The sequence below is a fragment of the Actinokineospora sp. NPDC004072 genome (assembly GCF_053604195.1).
Map to the genome: position 1 here is coordinate 45,289 of NZ_JBSGHB010000001.1, position 15,470 is coordinate 60,758.

Consider the following 15,470-nt stretch of genomic DNA (forward strand, 5'->3'; position numbering starts at 1 on the left):
GTCCCCGACCCTGGCACCGCCCGTTGACGCGGCCGGGACAGCGGGCTGACGCCTCAGGGCTCGACCAGGCCGGTCCGGATCGCGTAGCGGGCGATGTCGAGGCGGTCGCGCAGGCCGAGCTTGTGCAGGATGTTGGCGCGGTGGCGGTCGACCGTCTTCACGCTGATCACCAGCTGCTCGGCGATGTCCTTGGCCGAGTGGCCCTCGGCGATGAGCTTGACCACCTCCTCCTCGCGCGGGGTGAGGATGGTCTCCGGCAGGCCGGGGCGCTCGCCGCGCAGGTACTGGCGGATCAGCGTGGTCACCGCGCCCGGGTACAGGAACGGCTCGCCGCGCATCGCCGCCCGGCACGCCTCGATGAGGTCGCGGTCGGCCAGGGACTTGAGCACGTACCCGGACGCGCCCGCCTTCAGCGCCTCGAACAGGTACTGCTCGTTGTCGTACATCGACAGGATCAGCACGCGGATGCCCGGCGCCCTGCGGGTGATCTCGCGGGTGGCCTGCAACCCCGTCATGCGCGGCATGGCGATGTCGAGGACCACCAGGTCCACCTCGCCGGGCACCGCCCGGGTGACCGCCTCGGCCCCGTCGGCGGCCTCGGCGACCACCCGCAGGTCGGGTTCGGCGTCGAGGATGAGCCGCAGGCCGCGGCGCACCAGGGCGTGGTCGTCGGCGAGCAGGATGCGGGTCTGGGTCACCACGACCCCTCCAGGTCGAGCCGGACGGCGGTGCCGCCGCCGGGGGGCGAGTCGATGGTCAGCCGGGCGCCGATGAGCAGCGCCCGCTCGCGCATGCCGCGGATGCCCGCGCCCTCGGTGGTCACCCCGCCCCGGCCGTCGTCGGCGATGCGCAGCGTCGTGGCGGTCAGGCGCACCTCGACGCGGGTCGCGTCGGCGTGGCGGGCGATGTTGGTCAGGCTCTCCTGGGCGATCCGGTAGACCACCAGGTCGGTGTCGGCGCCGCGGTCGGGCACCGGGCCGATGGCCCGGTCCACGGTGATGCCGGTGGCCTCGGCGAACTCCCCGCACAGGGCGCTGAGCGCGCTGTGCAGGCCGAGGTCGGCGAGCACGCCCGGCCGCAGCCTGCGCGCGACCTGGCGCACCTCGTCCAGGCTGCCGCGCACGGTCTCCTGCACCGCCAGCAGGTCGTCGCGCAGCTCGGCGGGGGCGCGGTCGACGGCGCGCTTGAGGCCGAGCAGCACCACGGTCAGGCTCTGGCCGATCTCGTCGTGCAGCTCGCGGGCGATGCGCTCGCGCTCGGCCTCCTGGGCGGCCAGCGCGTGCGCGCTGCTGGCGCTGCGCTCGGCGGCCAGCCGGTCGAGCATCGCGTTGAAGGTGGCGATGAGGTGGCCGAGGTCGCCCTGGCCGCGCTCGGTGTAGCGGGCGTGCGGGGCGAGCAGGTCGACCCGCTGCATGAGCCGGGTCAGGCCGTTGAGCGGGGCGAGGCTGCGGCGCACCAGCCAGGCGTTGATGCCCAGGATCACCCCGAGGCCGATGGCGAGCACGGCGATCTCGGTCTGCAGCACGGTGCGGGAGACGGTGGCGGGGGACAGCGCGAGCGCGAGGGTGCCCGCGGTGAAGACCAGGCCGTTGATCAGCGACAGCCTGCGGAACAGGGACCGGGTGGGCATCGGCGGCAGTGCGCCCATTGGCTCAGCGTGACCACCGCCCGCACCGGTGTCCATCGGCGACGTCCCCCAATCCGTGGCTGCTCCGCAGGCGGTGACCCGCGGAAATGGGTGTCAGCCCCCATAGTGCCCGGCGCTCCCGGAACGGACACTGGGAGCAGGCGGCGGAAGGAGGACGACATGCAGGTCAGCCACACCACGGTGCCCGGCACCGGGCGGGTCCACCACTTCGTCGCCCGCGCCGGGCACCGGTTCGCGGTGGTCAGCGGGCCGGGCGACCGCCGGGACCTGCTGGTCTACGACGGCGGCGACGAGCCCGCGCTCACCGTGGAGCTCGACGCCGACGAGGCCGACCAGGTGGCCGACACGCTGCGCACCACACCGCTGGCCGACCGGGTGGCCGCGCTCGAACAGCGGCTCGCCGCGCTGGACGGCGCGCCGTGACCGCCGCGGCCCGAAGGGGTGTGGACATGCGAGCCGCCGAGATCGCCATCTCCGTGCCGACGGTCACCCGGAGGGATCCGGTGGCCAAGGCCCTGCGGGTGATGGCGGTGAGCAGGCTGCCCGGCCTGATCGTGGTCGACGATTTCGGCAGGCCGAGCATCGTGCTGCCCGGCACCCAGGTGCTGCGCCTGGCCGTGCCGGACTCCTTCCGCGACGACCCGGCGCTGGCCAGGGCCGTCGACGAGGAGCACGCGGACACCTTCTGGGAGGAGCTGGCGGGGCTGACCGTCGGCGACTGCCTGCCGGACAAACCGGCCAAGCCCGTCACGGTGGCCGCCGACGCGACGCTGCTGGAGATCGCCGCCCTGATGGGCAGGCTCCGCAGCCCGCTGGTGGCCGTCGTCGGCGCCGACGGCGCGCTCGTCGGGGCCATCACCCTGGAACGCCTGCTCACCAGCCTGGCCGTCTTCGGCCCGGGCGAGTAGCCCCCAAGCCCTGCCAGCCCCGCCACCCCGCGCACCCCGCGGGTGGCTCAGCCGTGCCCGGAGGACGCCGCATGGAGCCCGACTCGTGAGTGCGGCGCTGGCGCTGGGGATCTTCCTGGTGGCCTTCTTCTTCATCGCGACGGAGAAGGCCGACAAGGTCAAAGTGGTGCTCATCGCCGCCGGGCTGATGGCGGTGCTCGGCCTGGTGCCGGGGTCGGACGTGTTCTTCTCCGAGCACGAGGGCATCGACTGGAACGTCATCTTCCTGCTGTTCGGGATGATGGTGATCGTCGCGGTGGTCCGCCAGACCGGCGTGTTCGACTACCTGGGCATCTGGGCGGCGAAGAAGTCCAAGGGCAAGCCGTACCGGCTGATGGTCCTGCTCATGGTCATCACCGCGGTCGCGTCGCCCCTGCTGGACAACGTGACCATCATCATGCTCGTCGTGCCGGTGACGGTGGTGGTGTGCAACCGGCTGCGCATGCCCGCGCAGCCCTACATCATCGCCGAGGTGCTGGCGTCGAACATCGGTGGCGCGGCCACCCTGATCGGCGACCCGCCCAACATCATCATCGGCAGCCGGGCCGGGTTGAGCTTCACCGACTTCCTGGTCCACATGGCCCCGCCGGTGATCGTCATCTTCGCGGTGTTCACGCTGTTCACCAAGGTGCTGTTCCGCAAGGAGTTCCAGTACAACCCCGAGCACGTGGCCGCGGTGATGGCGCTGCAGGAGCGGCGGGCGATCACCGACCCGAAGCTGTTCATCCGCTGCATGGTCGTGCTCGCGGGCGTCGTCATCGCCTTCGGCCTGCACGCGGTGGTGCACATCGAGCCGTCCATCGTGGCCCTGGTGGGCGCGGGCGTGATGCTGCTGGTGTCCCGGGTGGACCCGGTGGAGGCGCTCAGCGACATCGAGTGGCCGACGCTGGTGTTCTTCATGGGCCTGTTCGTCATGGTGGCGGGCCTGGTCCACACCGGGGTCATCGCGGCCATCGGCGGCTGGGCGATCGACGTGGTGGGCGACAACTTCTTCGCCGCGGCCACCGCGCTGCTGTTCGGCTCCAGCGTGCTGGGCGCCTTCTTCGACAACATCCCCTACGTGGCCACGATGGCCCCGGTCGTGGAGGGGCTGGTCGCCGAGGCGCCCGATCCGGGGACCGGGCAGGCGCTGTGGTGGGCCTTCGCCCTCGGCGCCGACTTCGGCGGCAACGGCACCGCCGTCGCCGCCAGCGCCAACGTCGTGGCGATCGGCATCGCCGCCCGCACCGGCCACCGGATCAGCTTCTGGCGGTTCACCAAGTACGGCATCCTGGTGACCCTCCTCAGCACGGCCATGGCCTGGGTCTACGTCTGGCTGCGCTACTTCTGAGCCATCCTGCGCTACTTCTGGGCCACCGCGATCGACCCGCCCACCGCGGTCGCCACCAGCGCCAGCGGCTCGGACGCGGTGGTCCGCAGCCGCAGCACGGCGTGGGCGACCGGGTCGGCCAGCAGCGTGCGCAGGGCCCGCCGCAGCCCCCGCGCGCCGTAGACCGGGTCGAACCCGACCTCGGTCAGCAGGGCGACGGCCGCGTCGTCGACCTCGACGGCCACCTCCCGCCGCCGCATCCTGGCCTGGAACTCGGCCACCTCCGCGCGGGTCACCTCGTGCGCGGTCGCGGCGTCGAACTCGCCGAAGACGACGGTCTCGTCCAGCCGGTTGAGGAACTCCACGTCGAAGAAGTCCCGCACCGCGTCGCGGACGATGGCCTCCCCGTCGCGCCTGCGCCGCCTGCGCGAGCGCTCCCGCGACAGCTTCGTCGACCCGAGGTTGGAGGTCAGGAACACGTAGCTGTTGCGGAAGGAGATCGTCTGCTGCCCGTTGGCCAGCCGCAGCGAGCCGTTGTCCAGCACGTGCAGCAGCGCCCGCAGCACCGTCGGGTGCGCCTTCTCCACCTCGTCGAAGAGCACCACGCCGGGGGTGTACGGATCGCCCTCGACGGTGGTGCGGTCGAAGACGGTGAACGCCTCCTTGCTGCCCGCGTAGCCCGGCGGCGCGCCGGTGAACGAGGCGGCGTAGTGCTCCTGGGCCAGCGAGCTCATGTCGACCCGGCACAGGTCGTCCGGCCCGGACCGCACCACCGCGGCCACCTGCCGGACCAGTTCGGTCTTGCCGACCCCGGTCGGCCCGACGAGCAGCAGGTTGGCCAGCGGCCTGCGCGGGTCGTTCGCGCCCGCGGCGGCCAGGGTCATCGCCCTGACCACCGCGGCCACCGCGGCTTCCTGGCCGATCACCCTTGCGCGCAGCCGCTCGGCGGCCGCGGCCGGGTCGAACAGCGCCGGGGGCCGCCGCCCCGGGGCCTGCTCGGCCCCGGAGCGGCGGTTCTGCTCGTGGTACATGTCGGTCAGGAAGGGCATGCCTACGCCTGCATCGTCTTCTCGACGGGCAGCTCGCCCACCCGGCAGTCGGCGACCCCGACGGTGCTGCGGGTGATCGCCTCGACGTTCTCCTGGGCCTTGCGCGCGTCGGTGACCCAGGTCTTGTAGAAGTCGAACGGGCAGTCGGCGACGCCCTTGTCGCCGTCGCCCGCGGCGTGCACGCCGGAGTAGCCGCGGTGCAGCAGCTTGAACAGGTGGTTCTGCGACTGGTCGAACTCGCGGGCGTCGCGGATCGCCGACAGCGACAGCTGGGCGTACTGGATGCCGTACTCCTCCTCGCCGGTCTCGCCGAGCGTGCGCCCGTCGAAGCCGATGATCGCCGAGTGGCCGAAGTAGGAGTACACCCCGTCGAACCCGGCGGCGTTGGCCACCGCGACGTAGCAGTTGTTGGCCCACGCCATCGCCTTGGCCATCAGCACCTGCTGGTCCTTGGCCGGGTACATGTAGCCCTGGCAGCGCACGATCAGCTCGGCGCCCTTCATCGCGCAGTCGCGCCAGATCTCCGGGTAGTTGCCGTCGTCGCAGATGATCAGCGAGATCTTCATGCCCTTGGGGCCCTCGGTGACGTAGGTGCTGTCGCCGGGGTACCAGCCCTCGATCGGGCACCACGGCAGGATCTTGCGGTACTTCTGCACGATCTCGCCGTTGTTGTTGATCAGGACCAGGGTGTTGTACGGCGGCTTGTTGGGGTGGTCCTCGTGCCGCTCGCCGGTGATGGAGAACACGCCCCAGGTGTTGGCCTCGCGGCAGGCGGCGGAGAAGATCTCGGTCTCCTCGCCCGGCACGCTCGCGGCGGTGTCGTACATCTCCGCCGGGTCGTACATGATGCCCTGCGTGGAGTACTCGGGGAAGACCACCAGGTCCATGCCCGGCAGGCCGGACTTCATGCCGATGAGCATGTCCGCGATCTTGCGCGCGTTGTCGAGCACCTCGGCCTTGGTGTGCAGCCGGGGCATCTTGTAGTTGACCACCGCGACGCCGACGGTGTCGGGGCTGGCGGAGATGTCACCGTGTCGCATCAGTTCTCCTTGGCTAGCGCGGGTTGCGGGACGATGGGGAGCGGTCGGGCCGCCAGCCAGGCGGCCAGCGCGACCAGGACGACGGCCAGGCCTGCGGCGAGCAGGCCAGCGCCCGCGCCGGACGGCGCGGCCCCGGTCATGGACAGGAATGCGGGCAGGGTGCACGTCGGCTGGCTCAGCAGCACCACGGCCCACCCGGTGAACCGGGTCAGCTCGGTCCTGCCCAGGCCGAGCACGAGGAAGAACAGCGCCCAGAGCAGGGCCCAGGACAGCCAGATCACGCCGAAGACGGGATCGCCGTTGCGCCAGAAGGAGATCCCGGCGTAGACCACCGCGGCCCCGGCGACGAACAGCGAGAACCAGCCGATGCCCTCGGGTTCGAGCCCGGCCAGGTTGGCGATCCCGACGTAGAGGTAGGTGAAGCCGAACAGGTACAGGCCCGACGCGCCGAGGACGGCGTCGGGGTTCCCGTCGGCCTGGATGAGCAGCACCGTGGGCGTGACGACCTGCAGTGCCCCGACGAACAGGTTCAACGCCGCGGCCGAGCGGGCGGGCACCCTCCCGAGCAGCATCAAGCCGTTGACCAGCAGCACCGCACCCACGTAGAGCAGTCCGACGTCGCCCACCACGCCTCCAAAGGCTTCGATCGGAATAATTTCGGGTGAAACTAATGGGCCGCGCGCCAGCGCGTCAAGAGTCCGATCGAGACGGTTCTACAGCCGGGTGATGACCTCGAAGTCGAGGCTGTCGGCGCGGGCGAGGTGCACGCTCTGCGCGGCCTGCTGCCCGTGGAACTCCACCGTCCCGCGTGGACCGTGGTAGGCGACGCCGTCGATGGCGGAGTTCAGCTCGGTCAGCCCCGTGGTGCCCGCCCTGCGCACCAGGGTGGCCAGCGTGCGCAGGCCCTCGTAGCAGGACTCCGCGGCGTTGTTGAGCGCGGGCGCGTCCGGGCCGTGCACGCCGACGTAGCGGCCCAGCAGGTCCATCGCGTCGGCGTTGACCATCGAGCGGAAGTACGCCGCGGAGACGAACAGGTCGCGCGTGGCCGAGCCCCCGCTGGCCAGCAGCATGTTCTCCTCCATCAGCGGGCTGAACCGCAGCAGCCGCTCGTGCAGCCCGCGCGCGGCGAAGCGCCGGTTGAACTCCACGGCGTCCTGGCCGACCAGCAGCATCAGCACCCCGTCGCACGGCGTGCGCTCCACCTGCTGGATCAGCCGGGTCATGTCGCCGCTGCCCAGGCCGACGAACGCCTCGCCGACGATGCGCAGGTCGAGCTCGTGGGCGTAGCGGCGCACGGCGGCGGTGGAGGCGTGCGGCCAGACGTAGTCGTCGCCGACGACGAACCAGCGCCGCGCGCCCAGGTTGTCCCGCAGCCACCGCAGCGCGGGCGCGATCTGCGCGCGCGGCGTCTCACCGGTGCAGAAGATGCCCGGACGGCGTTCGCCGCCCTCGTACAGCGAGGTGTACACATACGGCACCCGACCGGACACGACCGGCGCCAGGGCGTTGCGCACCGAGGAGATGTGCCAGCCGGTCACGGCGTCGATGCGGTGCTCGGCCAAGAGGTCGCGCACCTGCTCGGCGACGCTGGTGGGCGGGGCGCCGCCGTCGACCACCTCGAAGGTCACCTCGCGGCCCAGGATCCCGCCCTCGGCGTTGAGCTCGCGCGCGGCGAGTTCGGCGATCGCCTCGCAGGAGGGCCCGAACAGACCGGCCGGACCCTGCAGGGGGATCACCAGCGCGACGCGCCACTCGGTGTCCCGCGCGGCGACCTGTGCCATCCGGACACCCTCGGACCTCGGGGGAGTTGCTTCCACCTGGAAGTCTTACAATCGGAGCCGTCTCGCGCAAGGGAGGATTATGGCCGAGCCGCTGACCAGGGCGCTCACCAGGGCGGTGCGGACGGTGACCGCCCAGGTGGAGAACGTGCTGCGACCCGACGGGCTCAGCCTGGACCAGTGGCTGGTGCTGGAGGCGCTGGCCGAGCAGCGCGGCCTGGCGATGGCCGAGCTGGCGAACCGGACCTCGGCCACCGGGCCGACCCTGACCAGGGTGGTGGACAAGCTGGTCAGCACGGCGCTGGTCTACCGCGAGGTGGACCCGGCCGATCGCCGCCGGGTCCGGGTGTACCTGAGCCCGCGCGGGCGGGCGCTGCACAAGCGCCTGGCGGTCAAGGTCGCCGACGTCGAGCGCGACCTGCTCGCCGGGGCCGGGACGCCGACGCTGGACCTGCTGCACCGGCTGGCCGATTCCCGGGACCGCCCACTTGCCTGACGGCCGAGGGGGAGGACGCGGCAGGCGGCCGTTCAGCGGTGTCCGCGCGCCCGGGTCGAACCTGATCATGCTGCTATGCGGAAGCTTCTTGTCGCGGCGCTGGTGCTGGGGGCGGGCTGGGCCGGGGTGCAGCCCGCCGCGGCGGACACCGGCGCGCTGACCTACGACTGCGCCGTGCCCGGTGTCGGGGAAGCGGCGCTCGGCGTCGTCGTGCGCGAACAGCTCCCGGTGCGGGCCTGGCCGCGGGTGCAGACCGCGCCGTTCCTGGTGTCCGCCGAGGTGTCGGTCCCGGCCGAGGTGACCGCGGCGCTGCGGGCAGGCGGGGTACGGGCGATGCGGGGGCACCTGGAGCTGTCGGTCGCCTTCGCGGGGGAGGCGCGCGGGGTCGGCGCGGCCATCCCGGAGACGCCGGTGCCCGCGCAGGGGCCATTCTCCTTCACCGCGCACGGGGTGTTCCCCCGGCACGTGTTCCCCGAGGCGCTGGGCGTGGTCACCTTCTCCGCCGCCGACGCCGCCGTGCAGGTGTCGGTGTCCGACGGGCAGCAGTGGTCCGCGCCGGTGGAGTTCGGCTGCGCCCCCGAGCCCGGGCAGGACACCGCGCTGGGGCAGCTCCGGGTCGAGAACGTCATCGACGAGCGCCCGCCCCGCCCGGTCATCACGACCACCGACGCCGGGCCGGGCAGCCTGACCGTGGCGTGGACGGCGTCGAGCACGCTGCTGCCGCTGCGCGACTACGCCGTCTACCTCGGGCACGACCTCGTGGCCACGGTCCCGGTGCCGAGCGCGACCATCACCGGGCTCAAGCCGGACACCGAGTACCCGGTGACGATCCGCTCCCGCGACACCATCGGCCAGGAGAGCGACGCCAGCGTCCCGGTGTTCGTGCGCACCGACCCCGGCAGGCTCGCCTACGGCGTCACGGGCGCGGCCGTGCTCGGCCCGTGGCGCGCCGACCTGGCGGTCTCCGGCACGGCCACCGCCGCCTTCGACGGCGACGGGCTCGCCGCCACCGGCTCGCTCGACCCGAGCACCGCGACGGTGTGGGGCGGCTTCGGCGTCGACCTCGTCTTCGGCCCCGCCGAGATCACCGGCAGCCTCGCCGACGGCGACCTGACCGGCAGGCTGACGACCACGTTGACCGCCCCCACCCTCCGCTGGTTCGGCCAGACCCACCCGACGCCGGACTGCCGCGCCGACGGGCCCGTCGAGGTCGCCCTGACCGGCGCGCTCGGCGAGCTGACCGGGACGTTCACCATGCCGCAGTTCACCGGCTGCGGCTGGCTGACGCCCTACCTGAACACCGCCTTCACCGGCGCCAGCTCGCTGCGGCTGGGGCTCGCGCCCGCGGCCTGAGCGCTCAGGGCTGGTGGATCGCCAGCGTCGTCGGCCCGGCGACGCTGGCGATCCCCGCAGTGGCGCACTGGAGCAGGTTCGGCGTCAGCAGCGTGACGACCCCGACGCCGGTGCCGGGGGCGAAGGCCCCTCGGTGATCACGAGGCAGGACGCGGGGATGGTGAACGCCTCGGTGGAGGAGCCGGAGGGCGCGGCCGGGTTCGTGCAGCTGGCGTGGATCCCGGAGACGGTGAAGCGGGTCGGTCGCAGAGCCAGCGTCAGCGGCGGCTGGTACGTGGTCACCTCGGTGCCCGCGCACGCCTGCACCTCCGCGGCGGCCTGCGCGGACGACCCGACGAGCGCGCAACCGCCCGCCAGCAAGGGCAACCGAATCGGACCCGTTACCCACGGCGATACGTATCAACGGCGGCGCATCCCCATCCGTGCGTGCATGAGAATGCGAAGCGCGATCACCGCGATCCTGACCACGACCGCCCTGGCGGTCCCGACCACCGCCCACGCCGAGCAGGCGCGGCACTGCGTGGTGTCCCTCGCCGACGGCACGACCACCTGCCACGCCAGCTTCCGCGCCGCCATCACCGCGGCCACCGGCGGGCGGGTGACCTCCGCGCCGCGCGGGCCCGCGATCGACCCGGCGTTCACCGACGCGGTCAACCGGGCCGCGGGCACGATGGCCGACCCGGGCTCGACCGTCATCGGCATCGAGTACTCCAGCGACGACTACGAGGGCTCCAGCCTCATCTACTCCGCGCCGTGGGGCTGCGACCCGGACAAGGAGTTCGACTACCCGGACTGGATCGCGGCCTCGCTGCCCTCGGGCTGGAACGACGAGATCGAGTCCTTCCGCACCTACGCGGGCTGCGCCGCCCTGCACTTCCTGCACGCCAACCGCGGCGGCCCCGCGCTGGGCTACTGGTACAGCTGGGGCGACCTGTACTGGCTCAACGACGAGGTCAGCTCGATCGCCTGGAGCTAGCCGCTGGCTCGGCCGCCCCGGCGCGCACCTGCTCCCAGGTGAGCGTGCGGTCGGCGACGGCGCCCAGCAGCGGCAGGTCGTGGGAGATCACCAGCAGCCCGATGCCCTCGGCCCGGGCGCGGGCCAGCAGCAGCCGCCACACCCGCGCCTGGGTCAGGGCGTCGAGGCTGGTGCTGATCTCGTCGGCCACCAGGTAGCCGGGCCGGGCCAGCAGGGCCCGGGCGAGGTTGACCCGCTGGAGCTCGCCGCCGCTGAGCTCGTGCGGGTAGCGGTCGAGCCAGGCGGGCGCCACCAGCTCCGGGTCGGCGGCCGCCGGGCTCGCCTCGGCCAGCACCTCGCGGATCGTCCAGCGCGGGTCCATCGCCCGGTCGGCGTGCTGCAGGGCGAGCTGGACCGGGCGGTCGGCCTCGACGCGGCCGGACTCCGGCCGCAGCAGCCCGGCGAGCAGCCTGCCGAAGGTGCTCTTGCCCGCGCCGCTGGGCCCGTGCAGCCCGACGACCTCGCCGGGGGCGATGTCGACGCCCGCGCCGTCGACGATCCAGGGCAGCCGCCTGCCGTAGCGGAAGCGCAGGTCCCGGGCGCGCAGCATCAGATCTCCCAGCGGAAGCCGTTGGCGGGCAGGGCGTGCCAGAGGGCGCGGGTGTAGGGGTGGGCCAGCTCGTCGCGGGCGAAGGCCGCGGGCTCCACCTCGTCGACCGTGCGGCCGTCCTGGCAGATCACCACCCGGTCGGCCACGTCCAGCGCGCCCACCAGGTCGTGGGTGATGAGGACGACCGCGCAGCCGCCGTCGGCCAGCGCGCGCAGCTCGTCCAGCACGGCGGTCGCGCCGTCGCGCTGCAGGCCCGGGGTCGGCTCGTCGGCGATGACCAGCCGCGGGGTGCGCAAGGTGGCCATCGCCACCAGCACCCGGCGGGCCATGCCGCCGGACAACTCGTGCGGGTAGCGGCGCAGCACCTCAGGGCCGAGGCCGCGGGCGGCCAGCGCGGCCTCGGCCGCGGCGCGCGGGTCGGGCAGCCCGGCCAGCCGCGCCGAGCGGCGCACCTGGCGGCCCACCGGGGTCACCGGGTCGAGGAAGGACACCGACTGCGGCAGCAGGCCGATCTCCCGCCCGGCCAGCCGCCTGCGCGCGGCGGGCGGCACGGCGACCCCGTCGAAGCGCACCTCGCCGCCCTCGCTCGCGTTGGGCGGCAGCAGGCCGAGCACGGCGTGGGCGAGCAGGCTCTTGCCCGCCCCGCTGGCCCCCACCAGCGCGACCACCTCGCCTTCGGCGGCCCGCAGGTCCATCCCGGACAGCGCGGTCACCACCCGCCTGCGCAGCCCGCGCTCGTACTGGGTGAAGGACACCGTCAGCTGGTCGACTTCCAGCAGGGCCCGGCTCACAGGTGCGCGCTCCTCGGGTCGACCAGCGCCCGGGTGTTCTCGCCGATGGTGTCGACGAGCTTGACCACCACGAGCAGGCACAGCCCCGGCAGCACGGCCAGCCACCACGCCCCCGCGGTCAGGTGGCGCATCGACTCGGCCAGCAGCACGCCGATCGACGGCTCGCCGGGGTCGACGCCGAGGCCGAGGAAGGACAGCGCCGCCTCGTGCAGGATCGCGTGCGGGAACAGCAGGACCGTCCCCACCACGAAGTGCCCGAGCAGGTGCCGGGCCAGGTGCCGGGTGGCGATCCAGGCCCGCCCGCGGCCGAGCCCGCGGGCCACGGCCACGTAGTCCGCGGTGACCACCTGGCGGGCGTGCCCGCGCAGCACCCGGGTCAGCGTCGGCCAGTGGGTCACCGCGACCGCGATGACCACCGCCTGCGTCCCGCCGCCGAGGGCGAAGGCCAGCAGGATGAGCAGCACCAGGTGCGGCAGCGCCAGGAACAGGTCGACCAGCCACCCGACCACCCGGTCGACCACCCCGCCGAACACCGCGGCCGCGCACGCGAGCACGACCGCGATCAGCGCCGAGATCAGCGCGGCCGCGGTGCCCACCAGCAGCGACAGCCGCAGCCCGGCCAGCGTCCTGGCCAGCATGTCCCGGCCGAGCCGGTCGGTGCCGAACAGGTGCTCGGCCGACGGGCCGAGGTTGCGGTCTTCCAGGTGGGTCGTCTGCGCGGTGGCGGCGCTGAGCGTGCCCGCGATGAGCACCGCGAGCACCACCGCCACGGCGAGCCCGATCCAGAGCAGGGTGCGCCGCCTGCGGTCGGCCAGCAGCGCGGTCATCGCTTGCCCCCCACGGCGACGCGGGGGTCCACTTTGGCGTGCACGAAGTCGCCGATCGCGTTGCCCACGAAGACGAACACCGTGGTGAACAAGGCGATCCCCAGCAGCAGCGGCACGTCCTGGCCCAGGGCGGCCTTGGTCGTCGCCGCGCCGAGGCCGGGGTAGGAGAAGACCTGCTCGGCCAGCACCGACCCGCCGAACAGCTCGCCCAGGGAGCTGAACTGCAGCAGCAGGGCCGGGGCGGCGGCGTTGCGCAGCACCCGGTGCACGACCAGGCCGAAGGTGGTCTCGCCCTGCGCGCGGGCGAAGGTGACGAAGTCGCTCTCCATCGCCTCCACCACGGCTTGGCGGGTGTGCAGCACGACCGGGGCCACCCCGACGATCGACAGGGTCACCGCGGGCAGCACCAGGTGGTGCACCCGGTCCAGGAAGGTCACGTCCTCGGCCAGCACCCCGACCGGCGCCGCGCAGCACAGCGGCGCCCAGCCCAGCGACACCGCGAAGACGTAGAGCAGCAGCAGGCCGACCCAGAACGTCGGGGCCGAGGCCAGGGTGTAGGCCCACCAGGTCACCAGCCGGTCGGCGAGCCCGCCGCGGCGCACGCCCGCGAGCACGCCGAGGCCGAAGCCGATGACCCCGGAGAGCAGCCACGCCGCCGCCATCAGCGCCAGGCTGGCGAGGAACCGCTCGCCGATCACCTGGGCCACCGGCTGGTTGAACGTCAGCGACCAGCCGAGGTCGCCTTGGACGATGTTGCCGAACCAGGCCGCGAAGCGCTCCAGCGGCGGGTCGTCGAGCCCCCAGCGCTCGGCGATCTGCGCGCGCTGCTCCGGCCCGACCGCCGCGATGTCCGCGCCGACGTAGGCGTCGACCGGGTCGACCGGGGAATTGACCATCAGCGCGAACGACGCCGCCGCCACCGCGGCGAGCAGCACCGCCAGCCGGGCGGCGCGGCCCGCGAGCGCGCCTAGCAAGTCCAGCGCCAGGAGGTGATGCCCGCGGTCATCGGCCAGCCGTGCCCGTGCGGCTCGATCCGCCGCGGCCCGAGGTCCAGGCACTCGTCGACGTAGTAGGTGTGCTTGAGGTTCACCAGCCACGCCCAGGCCGCGTCCGCGCCGGGCCCGAACCCGCCGCCCGCGCCGTCGGACTGGGCTGCGCGCCAGTGCTTGTTCGCCGCCTCCTGGTCGGTCGCGGCCATCGCCGCCTCCAGGTGCGCGTCGACCGAGGGGTTGGCGTAGTAGCCGGGGTTCCAGTACTCGACGCCCGCCTGCTTCGAGGAGTACAGGTTGTACATCTCGGTGGGGTCGTGGCTGCCCCAGCCGAAGAGCACCGCGTCGGCGTGCAGCCGGTTGTCGATCTCGTCCCAGGCCACGCCGCGGGCGGTGACCTCGATCCCGACCGGCCGGAGCATGTCGACCACGGCCAGCGCCAGGCCCTGGCGCAGCGAGTCCGCGGCCGGGTACAGCAGGTCGAAGGCCGCCTTCTGGCCGCCGCGCTCGCGGATGCCGTCGCCGTCGCCGTCGACCCAGCCCGCGGCGTCGAGGATCGAGCGCGCCCGCTGCTGGTCGGTGCCGGGCAGCGCCGAGGCGGGCTCGTACCACGGCAGGCCGTCCACCGGGCCGGTCGCCGGGGTGCCGAAGCCTTCGAGCACGCCGTCGACCAGCGCCTGCCGGTCCACCGCCCAGTTGACCGCCTGGCGGATCGCCCGGTCGGCGGTGACGTCGTTGCCGATGGGCTGGCCGTCCGGGGTGCGCTTGCCGGTGTCGGGGACGTAGGGGAAGACGATCCCGCGGTTGTCGACCGACTCGACGGCCTCCAGCCGCATGCCCGGCACCGTCGCCGTGGCCATCGCGGAGGGGACCGCCGCCATGTCGACCTGGCCCGCGCCCGCCGCGGCCATCGTGGCGTCCTCGCCGGTGAAGACGAAGACCACCCTGCGGAAGGCGGGCTTGGTCCCGTAGTAGTCCTCGTTGCGCTCGACGATCAGCTGCTGCCCCTGGTCCCACTGCACGAACCGGAAGGGCCCGGAGCCGATGGGCTTGCGGGCGTAGTCCGGCCCGTGCGCGTGCTTCGGCACGATTCCCAGGGACACCAGCCGGTTGATGAACGTGCTGCGCGGCTGCTTGAGCCGCAGCTCCACGGTGTCCGGGGCGACCGCGACGGCCTCGCGCAGCGCGGTGACGTCGGTCAGGCCGCCGCTGCGGCTGGCGGTGGTGAAGGTGTAGACGACGTCCTCGGCGGTCACCGGCCGCCCGTCGGTGAACCTGGCGTCGGTGCGCAGCTTCACCGTCCACACCAGACCGTCCGGGCTTACCGAGTGCTCGGTGGCGAGGTCGCCGACGATGTTGAGGTCGGCGTCGCGGGCCAGCAGCGTCGACTGGAACAGCGGCGAGCCGTAGCGGCCCCAGCCGAGGGTGGGGTCGTAGCCGTCCTCGGACTCCCCGCCGATGGCCAGCCGCAGCTCGTCGGGGACGCCCCCCGGCGCGGCCCGGCCGCCGGAGCCGCAGCCCGCCGCCATGAGCACCAGCGCCAGCGCGGCGGCCACCCGCCGCGCACCCCGTCGACCCATGACCGTCCCTCCGCCCGGTGGACCTACCAGATCGCATCTAACTTGCTAATGCATCGAGTTGGCAAGAAGCCGGACGGTGCTGATGGTCATAGCCGCGG

The 15,470-nt window shown here is 73.2% G+C and carries 17 protein-coding genes; 6 read left to right on the forward strand and 11 right to left on the reverse strand.

The genetic code is table 11. The features are described from left to right. Nucleotides 1–53: 53 nt before the first annotated feature. Together ACWEPX_RS00195 and ACWEPX_RS00200 are read right to left on the reverse strand one after the other, a co-directional pair. Nucleotides 54–698, reverse strand: coding sequence for a response regulator (locus ACWEPX_RS00195; protein WP_451894844.1), 645 nt, complete (start codon nt 696–698; stop codon nt 54–56). Continuing rightward, nucleotides 695–1,648, reverse strand: coding sequence for a histidine kinase (locus tag ACWEPX_RS00200; protein ID WP_451894845.1), 954 nt, complete (start codon nt 1,646–1,648; stop codon nt 695–697). The genes ACWEPX_RS00195 and ACWEPX_RS00200 overlap by 4 nt, the downstream gene beginning before the upstream one ends. A 159-nt stretch (nt 1,649–1,807) precedes the next feature. Between ACWEPX_RS00200 and ACWEPX_RS00205 the strand changes: the two genes are divergently transcribed. From ACWEPX_RS00205 to ACWEPX_RS00215, 3 genes are all read left to right on the forward strand, one after another. Beyond that, nucleotides 1,808–2,071, forward strand: coding sequence for a hypothetical protein (locus tag ACWEPX_RS00205; RefSeq protein ID WP_451894846.1), 264 nt, complete (start codon nt 1,808–1,810; stop codon nt 2,069–2,071). A 26-nt stretch (nt 2,072–2,097) separates the two neighbouring features. Beyond that, entirely contained in the window at nt 2,098–2,556 is a 459-nt protein-coding gene (locus ACWEPX_RS00210; RefSeq protein ID WP_451894847.1) for a CBS domain-containing protein, read from the forward strand. Nucleotides 2,557–2,641: 85 nt separating this feature from the next. After that, nucleotides 2,642–3,925, forward strand: coding sequence for an SLC13 family permease (locus ACWEPX_RS00215; RefSeq protein ID WP_451894848.1), 1,284 nt, complete (start codon nt 2,642–2,644; stop codon nt 3,923–3,925). An 11-nt stretch (nt 3,926–3,936) separates the two neighbouring features. On the opposite strand, the gene ACWEPX_RS00220 is transcribed toward ACWEPX_RS00215, so the two are convergent. The 4 genes from ACWEPX_RS00220 to ACWEPX_RS00235 all read right to left on the reverse strand — a co-directional run bounded on the left by ACWEPX_RS00220 (nt 3,937) and on the right by ACWEPX_RS00235 (nt 7,774). Further along, complete coding sequence (locus ACWEPX_RS00220; RefSeq protein WP_451894849.1) at nt 3,937–4,953, reverse strand: AAA family ATPase; 1,017 nt, start codon at nt 4,951–4,953, stop codon at nt 3,937–3,939. Between the two features lie 2 nt (nt 4,954–4,955). Further along, the gene (locus ACWEPX_RS00225; RefSeq protein ID WP_451894850.1) at nt 4,956–5,993 is read right to left on the reverse strand and encodes an aliphatic amidase; all 1,038 of its coding nucleotides are present in this window, start codon (nt 5,991–5,993) and stop codon (nt 4,956–4,958) included. Beyond that, nucleotides 5,993–6,619: an AmiS/UreI family transporter gene (locus ACWEPX_RS00230; protein WP_451894851.1), complete on the reverse strand. Its 627-nt coding sequence runs from the start codon at nt 6,617–6,619 to the stop codon at nt 5,993–5,995. The genes ACWEPX_RS00225 and ACWEPX_RS00230 overlap by 1 nt, the downstream gene beginning before the upstream one ends. An 87-nt stretch (nt 6,620–6,706) precedes the next feature. Continuing rightward, nucleotides 6,707–7,774 carry a substrate-binding domain-containing protein gene (locus tag ACWEPX_RS00235; RefSeq protein ID WP_451894852.1) on the reverse strand — a complete coding sequence of 356 codons (1,068 nt, stop codon included), beginning with the start codon at nt 7,772–7,774 and terminating at the stop codon, nt 6,707–6,709. 79 nt (nt 7,775–7,853) lie between these two features. Here ACWEPX_RS00235 and ACWEPX_RS00240 point away from each other — a divergent pair, with 79 nt between their 5' ends. From ACWEPX_RS00240 to ACWEPX_RS00250, 3 genes are all read left to right on the forward strand, one after another. After that, nucleotides 7,854–8,267, forward strand: coding sequence for a MarR family winged helix-turn-helix transcriptional regulator (locus tag ACWEPX_RS00240; protein ID WP_451894853.1), 414 nt, complete (start codon nt 7,854–7,856; stop codon nt 8,265–8,267). Nucleotides 8,268–8,342: 75 nt separating this feature from the next. Next, nucleotides 8,343–9,620: a DUF6801 domain-containing protein gene (locus ACWEPX_RS00245; RefSeq protein WP_451894854.1), complete on the forward strand. Its 1,278-nt coding sequence runs from the start codon at nt 8,343–8,345 to the stop codon at nt 9,618–9,620. A gap of 133 nt (nt 9,621–9,753) precedes the next feature. Beyond that, nucleotides 9,754–10,596: a hypothetical protein gene (locus tag ACWEPX_RS00250; RefSeq protein WP_451894855.1), complete on the forward strand. Its 843-nt coding sequence runs from the start codon at nt 9,754–9,756 to the stop codon at nt 10,594–10,596. On the opposite strand, the gene ACWEPX_RS00255 is transcribed toward ACWEPX_RS00250, so the two are convergent. From ACWEPX_RS00255 to ACWEPX_RS00275, 5 genes are read right to left on the reverse strand one after another with little or no spacing between them, the layout of a single operon-like run. Then, entirely contained in the window at nt 10,574–11,185 is a 612-nt protein-coding gene (locus ACWEPX_RS00255; RefSeq protein WP_451894856.1) for an ABC transporter ATP-binding protein, read from the reverse strand. The two genes, ACWEPX_RS00250 and ACWEPX_RS00255, sit on opposite strands and share 23 nt — an antisense overlap. Further along, entirely contained in the window at nt 11,185–11,976 is a 792-nt protein-coding gene (locus ACWEPX_RS00260; protein ID WP_451894857.1) for an ATP-binding cassette domain-containing protein, read from the reverse strand. Before ACWEPX_RS00260 ends, ACWEPX_RS00255 begins: the two co-directional genes overlap by 1 nt. Next, nucleotides 11,973–12,803 carry an ABC transporter permease gene (locus ACWEPX_RS00265; RefSeq protein WP_451894858.1) on the reverse strand — a complete coding sequence of 277 codons (831 nt, stop codon included), beginning with the start codon at nt 12,801–12,803 and terminating at the stop codon, nt 11,973–11,975. The genes ACWEPX_RS00260 and ACWEPX_RS00265 overlap by 4 nt, the downstream gene beginning before the upstream one ends. Next, the gene (locus tag ACWEPX_RS00270) at nt 12,800–13,777 is read right to left on the reverse strand and encodes an ABC transporter permease (protein WP_451894859.1); all 978 of its coding nucleotides are present in this window, start codon (nt 13,775–13,777) and stop codon (nt 12,800–12,802) included. The genes ACWEPX_RS00265 and ACWEPX_RS00270 overlap by 4 nt, the downstream gene beginning before the upstream one ends. Beyond that, entirely contained in the window at nt 13,771–15,372 is a 1,602-nt protein-coding gene (locus tag ACWEPX_RS00275) for an ABC transporter substrate-binding protein (protein WP_451894860.1), read from the reverse strand. The genes ACWEPX_RS00270 and ACWEPX_RS00275 overlap by 7 nt, the downstream gene beginning before the upstream one ends. Nucleotides 15,373–15,470 lie beyond the last annotated feature (98 nt).

Coding starts and splice junctions, on each gene's coding strand:
- ACWEPX_RS00200 (WP_451894845.1), bottom strand. CDS start 1,648: ATGGGCGCACTGCCGCCGATGCCCACCCGGTCCCTGTTCCGCAGGCTG.
- ACWEPX_RS00205 (WP_451894846.1), top strand. CDS start 1,808: ATGCAGGTCAGCCACACCACGGTGCCCGGCACCGGGCGGGTCCACCAC.
- ACWEPX_RS00210 (WP_451894847.1), top strand. CDS start 2,098: ATGCGAGCCGCCGAGATCGCCATCTCCGTGCCGACGGTCACCCGGAGG.
- ACWEPX_RS00220 (WP_451894849.1), bottom strand. CDS start 4,953: ATGCCCTTCCTGACCGACATGTACCACGAGCAGAACCGCCGCTCCGGG.
- ACWEPX_RS00225 (WP_451894850.1), bottom strand. CDS start 5,993: ATGCGACACGGTGACATCTCCGCCAGCCCCGACACCGTCGGCGTCGCG.
- ACWEPX_RS00235 (WP_451894852.1), bottom strand. CDS start 7,774: ATGGCACAGGTCGCCGCGCGGGACACCGAGTGGCGCGTCGCGCTGGTG.
- ACWEPX_RS00240 (WP_451894853.1), top strand. CDS start 7,854: ATGGCCGAGCCGCTGACCAGGGCGCTCACCAGGGCGGTGCGGACGGTG.
- ACWEPX_RS00245 (WP_451894854.1), top strand. CDS start 8,343: ATGCGGAAGCTTCTTGTCGCGGCGCTGGTGCTGGGGGCGGGCTGGGCC.
- ACWEPX_RS00255 (WP_451894856.1), bottom strand. CDS start 11,185: ATGCTGCGCGCCCGGGACCTGCGCTTCCGCTACGGCAGGCGGCTGCCC.
- ACWEPX_RS00265 (WP_451894858.1), bottom strand. CDS start 12,803: ATGACCGCGCTGCTGGCCGACCGCAGGCGGCGCACCCTGCTCTGGATC.
- ACWEPX_RS00275 (WP_451894860.1), bottom strand. CDS start 15,372: ATGGGTCGACGGGGTGCGCGGCGGGTGGCCGCCGCGCTGGCGCTGGTG.